We start from the raw sequence: 5,485 nt of genomic DNA on the forward strand, positions 1-5,485 counted from the left end.
GGCCTACACCGACGCTATCCAGCACTACGCCGAGCAGCACTACCGCGGTACGTTTGCCCATTTCGATCTCCGGGATGCCTACCCTCAGCTGGATTGTCTGGACGCCATGCGTGAAGAGATGATGATCGAGCACGGTCAGTCATTGATCTTGTTGCAGCAGCGCTTCAAGGATGATCCGCACATGATGTTGATGTACTGCGGCATCCATCGCTTTCTTTCCGAGGATTACTCGGGACTGAAAGTATTCGCTGGCATGAGCCTCAACGCGGTGAAGAAGGTCGCCAAACCGGCCTCGCAGCGGGTGATCCAGCGCAGTGAAGCCTGGGGGGCGCTGTTGCAGGCGCGTTACCCGCATTGCCTGCGCTTGTCGATTCACCCGCAGTTGGCGGTCTCGACGAAGATCGGTATCCGGTTGGTGCCAACCAGTGACCTGTGGCGTACGCCCTGGCATTCGGTGGCCATCAAGCGACGGGGTGTGGTCACGCTCGAAAAACGCAGCAATGTCGATGAGCGCTATCACCGCCTGGTGTTCCGCAAGGGGCGTCCTTGTCACTACGCCAGTGCTCAATGATGGCGTCTCGGTTGCGGGTCGAAGCCGTACTCTTCGATTTGGACGGGACTCTGGTCGACACCTTGCCCGACATCACCTGGTGCTTGAACCAAGTGCTGCTCGAACATGGTTGCCCGGCGCTGACCTCGGAAACAGTGCGGGGGTATATCGGCGGCGGCACCACGGCGATGAGCGAGCGGGTCGCCGCGCAGTTTGGCATAGTCGATGCGGTCGCCTTGCACCAGCGCTATGTGGCGCTCTATCAGCACAACCTGGTTCAATTTTCCCGTCCATTCAGCGGTGTCTTGGAATTGCTCGAAGGCTGCCGACAGTTACAGCTACCGCTGGCTATCGTGACCAACAAGGCCGAGGAAATGGCGTTGCAGGTTTCCAGAACGTTGCTGCCGCAGAATGCTTTCGGGCCAATTCTGGGGCATCGCGCAGGCAGGTCGCTCAAACCGCAACCGGAGGTGGCATGGGAAGCCGCCCGGCGGTTGTCGGTTGATCCGCAACGCTGCTTGTTCGTCGGTGACACGGAGATCGATCTGCAAACGGCCCGTGCTGCAGGCATGTATTCGGCGGCAGTCACTTGGGGCTATGGCCTGACACCAGACTTGCAGGCCCAGGCCCCGAACTTGTGCTGTGAACACCCGGCCGAATTGCTGCGCGTTTTGCAGCGAGCCTGCGGGGCTGCGCATGCGCATCGTCGGCGTGGCCGACGACGTTCGCGCCGCTTACAACCGGGCGTTGCGTGAACTGTGCACCACCCACACGATTGAGTGGGTCAGCATGGAAGACCTGTTTCCCCAGGCCCAAAGTGCCGAGTCGGTTCGCGCCAGCCTGATCAAGCAGGCCCGTCTACCGTGGAAAAACCTTGGTGACCTGATCGAGCAGAGCCGCGACGATGAGTCCCTCAGCCGGGCGCATGACAACCTCTGCAGTCACCTCTACAACGACCTGCGTCTGTGCCGCGAAGAAGGGCAGAGCGAGGACGAGTACCTGCAACAAATCAACTTCAAAGCCTACCAAATGATGTATCGCGGGCACGCATTGAACGCGGCGGTGGACCGTTTCTTTGGCGATGACATTCGCCTGTCGGTCCATCAATACAACAATGCCGGCCCCAAATTCACCTTCGGCCTGGCCGAAGGGCTGACCCGCGCGGACAGCCCTTGGCATGCCGTGCCGGTGTGCAACCTGGATGGCGGCCAAACCCTTCGCGCCCGCGCCCAGGTCGACCTCGACCACCATGTGCTGGTCACCTATGAGGGGCGGCCATGGCTCTACCATCAAGCAGAAAACCCGCAGGCCCAAGGCTTCGAGTACGAACTGCAAAAACTTCCGCTGTTTGGCCTGGTGGTGCGAGACCCGTTGGGGCTGGGTTTTGAACGACTGTCCACCGGCCTGCTGGAAGCCCTGGTGGAAACCTTCGGTTTCGTCTGCCTCAAGGGCTGYCGCTTCGACGACCAGGATAGCTTTGCTCGCAGCTGCGAACGTTTCGGCACGCTCTACGAGTGGGCCTTCGGTGCCGTCCACGTGGTCAAGCCTGCGGACAAACCCCAAGGCGTGGTGCACTCGCTGGAAAAAACTCCGTTGCACTGGGACCTGAACATGCTGCCCGACAGCGACGCACAAGTTCAACGCAACCCGAAATTCTGCGCCAGCAAATTCATGCTGTACTGCAAGACCGCGCCGCAGCCGGGCGAGGGCCAGACCACCATCGTCGACAGCCGCAACGTACTGCGCAAAGTCGGGCAGCAAGTCGCCCGACAATGGCAGGGCGTGAACATCACCTACTACACCAAAATGACCTACTTCGGCGGCTCGCCGCGCATGTACAGCCTGGTGGACCACCACCCCCGCAGCGGCGAGCTCATCCTGCGCTACCAAGAGGGCACCGACTCGACATTGCAGACCTTGAGCCAGTCGGTTCAGGACCATGACGAGCAGGCTCAGCAGGCGTTGCTGGAACAGGTCAATGCGCTGGTTTATGACCCGGAGTGTCTGATTGCTCATCAATGGAGTGAGGGGGATTTGGTGCTGATCGATAACTATCGGACGCTGCACGGGCGGCTGCCGATGTCGGCGGGTTCTTCGTCGCGGGAGTTGTGGCGGGTGCAGGTTTACTGATTGTTGTTGTCAGAGTCGGAGCAGGAAGCAGAAAAACCGCAGTAATGCGGTTTTTCTACGACTGAAATTAAGTCACTGACCCTTGGGCGTATCAAACCCACGCTGCTCAATCACCCGAAACACATCGCTCACATCCTGGACCATGATCCGCGCGATGTTGGTGACGGTGTTGATGTCGTGTTCGGCATAGTCGGGGAGGCTGGTGCAGGCCATGAGGTTGAGGTATTTGAGGACGGCGTTGAGGCGTTCGCTGAGGCAGCTGTGRAGTTCGCGTATCGGGGCGTCGGCGTCGATGAGGAGGACGGGGTGGTCGGTGGCGAAGTGGGACATTGGGGAGTAGTGGCGGAGCGGTTTGTTCATAGTCATAAGGTTGAACTCTTCAAAGGAAAATGAAGTGCCACCTTTCTGCTGCGAAACAAATGGGTGGCAGCTATGTGCGGGTTCGCAGACCGGAGAAGAGACAAAACCGGCAGACCCGAGGGTCTCCCACACACAGCCGCCATAAAACGTAACGGCGGCAAATTTTGCCACAGTTGTCATTTAACGGTGTGTGTCATCTTCTGCAGGGCTGCGAAACCCTATCGCTGAATTCGCTCAGCGACAGACCCACTCTAGGCAGTGATTTTGGTAGCCGCAACCGGGCTGTAGGACCACACGCGGTCACTGTGGCGAGGGGGCTTGCCCCCGTTCGGTGGCGCAGCCGCCGCAAAACCGGGCGTTGCGGTGTGTCTGAGGAAACGGGCTAGCAGGGTTTGGGGCTGCTTCGCAGCCCAACGGGGGCAAGCCCCCTCGCCACAAAGGGCAAATTCCTACATATTTTGCAGACTTCAAAATCCTGGCCGCGCCGTTACGGCATTTAACCCAAGGAGAATCCCATGAGTCAGACACTGGAACGCGCCATTGCCATCGCCGCCGCGGCGCATGAAGGGCAGGTGGACAAGGGCGGGGCGCCTTACATCCTGCATCCGCTGAAAGTCATGCTGCGGGTGAACACGCTGGAAGAGCGCATCGTCGCGGTGCTGCATGACGTGGTCGAGGACTGCGGCGTCAGCCTTGACGATCTGCGCAAGGAAGGCTTCAGCGAAGCGGTGCTGACGGCGATTGCGTCGGTGACCAAGGTGCCGGGCGAGTCCTACGAGGCGTTCGTCGAGCGCGCGGCGCAGAATCCGGTCGGGCGGGTGGTGAAGCTGGCGGATCTGGAAGAGAACAGCGACTTGTCGCGGATTGCGCAGCCGTCCTGGGACGATCTGGAGCGCGTGGAGAAGTATCGGCGGGCGATGGGGGTGTTGCGTTCGTAGCGAGTGCTGGCAACGCGTTGCAAGCGTAGCGGACGTCAGGATCAAAAAATCGCAGCCTTCGGCAGCTCCAGAGGAATGGCTTGCCGGCGACGGCGTATTTGAGGATGTCTTCGCCGGCAAGCCTGGCTCCTACAGGGTTACAGACTGTTGGCCAGTTTTCCGGTAGACAGCCGACGCTTGTAAGCCGTGTCACGATTCGCCAACCACCAGTACAACGGCGAAGTCACCAACAACCCCACCACCCAGGACAAATCCGCCCCATTGATGTGCGCCGAGATCGGCCCGACATACAGCGGTGTGTTCATGAACGGAATCTGCACCGCAATCCCTATCGCATACGCCAACAACGCCTGCGGGTTGTATCGGCCATAGATCCCGCCATCGACCTGGAAGATCGAATCAATGTCGTAATGACCTTTATGAATGGCATAGAAGTCGATCAGGTTGATCGCGGTCCAGGGCACCAGCACCACGAGCAACACCAACACCATGTCGACGAAGTGGCCGATGAAGTCGGCGGAGGCGCCGACGGCGGCGAAGCAGCAGCCGGCGAGGACGATGACCGAGAGGACGGCGCGGCTCTTGGCGGTGGGGATCCAGCGGTAGGCGAAGGTTTGTACCAGGGTGATCAGCGACAGCACGGCGCCGTAGAGGTTGAGGGCGTTGTGGCTGATGACGCTGAGCAGGAACAGCACGAGCATCAATGGGCCGATGGAGCCGGTGGCGAGTTTGACCGCGTCCATGGTGTCCATGCCGACGGGCGTGGCGAGTACCGCGACGGCGCCGAAGATGAACGACAGGCTGGAGCCGAGTGCCGAGCCGAGGTAGGTGGTCCAGAACGTGGCGGCGACGGGCACGTCTTCCGGCAGGTAGCGCGAGTAGTCGGACACGTAGGGGGCAAAGGCGATTTGCCAGAGCGCGGCCAACGATACGGTGGCCAGCCAACCGGAGATGTTGAAGCTGCCGCGGGTGAGGAAGTCGGCGGTCTGTACGTGGGTGAGGATGTAGCCGAAGCCCAGCACGATGCCGATGCCCAGCACCCAGGTGCCGATGCGGTTGAGCACGTGGATGAAGCGATAGCCGATGATGCCGATGATGCCCGACCCGAGCGCGCCGATGACGATGCCCACTGGCACCGGCACGCTGTCGACCACGCCGTGCAGGGACTTGCCGGCGAGGACGATGTTGGAGGCGAAGAAGCCGATGTACATGATGCCGGCGATCAGCACCACCAGCAGGGCGCCGAGGGAGCCGAACTGGGCGCGGCTCTGGATCATTTGTGGAATGCCCATCTGCGGGCCTTGCGCCGAGTGCAGGGYCATCAGCACACCGCCGACCAGGTGGCCGACCAGAATGGCGACGATGCCCCACACCAGGTTCAGTTGGAACAGCTGCACGCCGAGGGCGCCGGTGACGATGGGCAGCGGCGCGATGTTGCCGCCGAACCAGAGGGTGAACAGGTCTCTTACCTTTCCGTGGCGATCTTCCGGGGGGACGTATCCAATCG

The 5,485-nt window shown here is 60.8% G+C and carries 6 protein-coding genes; 4 read left to right on the forward strand and 2 right to left on the reverse strand.

The window, feature by feature from the left end; translation table 11 throughout:
- The 3 genes from AC1DLB_RS21955 to AC1DLB_RS21965 all read left to right on the forward strand — a co-directional run.
- Nucleotides 1–571: L-tyrosine/L-tryptophan isonitrile synthase family protein (locus tag AC1DLB_RS21955; protein WP_477785636.1), on the forward strand; the 571-nt coding region annotated here is incomplete at its 5' end.
- The gene (locus AC1DLB_RS21960) at nt 571–1,305 is read left to right on the forward strand and encodes an HAD family hydrolase (RefSeq protein ID WP_477785639.1); all 735 of its coding nucleotides are present in this window, start codon (nt 571–573) and stop codon (nt 1,303–1,305) included. The genes AC1DLB_RS21955 and AC1DLB_RS21960, both read left to right, overlap by 1 nt.
- Entirely contained in the window at nt 1,247–2,680 is a 1,434-nt protein-coding gene (locus AC1DLB_RS21965) for an isocyanide synthase family protein (protein ID WP_477785637.1), read from the forward strand. The genes AC1DLB_RS21960 and AC1DLB_RS21965 overlap by 59 nt, the downstream gene beginning before the upstream one ends.
- Before the next feature lie 72 nt (nt 2,681–2,752).
- Here AC1DLB_RS21965 and AC1DLB_RS21970 read toward each other — a convergent pair whose 3' ends face one another.
- Nucleotides 2,753–3,046, reverse strand: coding sequence for a fructose-bisphosphate aldolase (locus AC1DLB_RS21970; protein WP_086946169.1), 294 nt, complete (start codon nt 3,044–3,046; stop codon nt 2,753–2,755).
- A gap of 509 nt (nt 3,047–3,555) precedes the next feature.
- Between AC1DLB_RS21970 and AC1DLB_RS21975 the strand changes: the two genes are divergently transcribed.
- The gene (locus AC1DLB_RS21975) at nt 3,556–3,978 is read left to right on the forward strand and encodes an HD domain-containing protein (protein WP_477744649.1); all 423 of its coding nucleotides are present in this window, start codon (nt 3,556–3,558) and stop codon (nt 3,976–3,978) included.
- A 137-nt stretch (nt 3,979–4,115) separates the two neighbouring features.
- On the opposite strand, the gene AC1DLB_RS21980 is transcribed toward AC1DLB_RS21975, so the two are convergent.
- Nucleotides 4,116–5,483: a purine-cytosine permease family protein gene (locus AC1DLB_RS21980; RefSeq protein WP_477785638.1), complete on the reverse strand. Its 1,368-nt coding sequence runs from the start codon at nt 5,481–5,483 to the stop codon at nt 4,116–4,118.
- Nucleotides 5,484–5,485: the final 2 nt, after the last annotated feature.

Source organism: Pseudomonas sp. 05N434 (assembly GCF_056396965.1).